The following is a 278-nucleotide window of genomic DNA, read 5'->3' on the forward strand; positions in this document are numbered from 1 at the left end:
TATTAATGCAACGGCACCAAACCCTGTAAGTAGTAAAGTATTTAGCAAAAGTTTAGGTAAGGCGTTATCTCGACCAGCTCTAATTCCTATGCCAGCGCTTGTGTTAAAGCTGTTAATGGGCGAAATGGCTGATCTGCTCATTACCGGACAATATGTTTTCCCCCAAAAAGCATTAGAGCATAACTACCGATTTCATTTTTCTGATATTGATTCGGCATTAGAGAGTTTAGTATAAGCACAGTCATTCAGCATTTATAAATACTTATTTAGTTATAAAT

General features: G+C 36.3%; 1 protein-coding gene. It reads left to right on the plus strand.

Features of this window, described 5'->3' with window-relative positions:
• A partial coding sequence (locus AAEY62_RS22160) for a DUF1731 domain-containing protein (protein WP_350636559.1) occupies positions 1 to 235 on the plus strand: 235 nt, incomplete at its 5' end.
• Positions 236 to 278 lie beyond the last annotated feature (43 nt).

Origin of the sequence: Pseudoalteromonas sp. GW168-MNA-CIBAN-0100, from assembly GCF_040309225.1 — a bacterium.
Taxonomy (GTDB): Bacteria; Pseudomonadota; Gammaproteobacteria; order Enterobacterales; family Alteromonadaceae; genus Pseudoalteromonas; species Pseudoalteromonas arctica.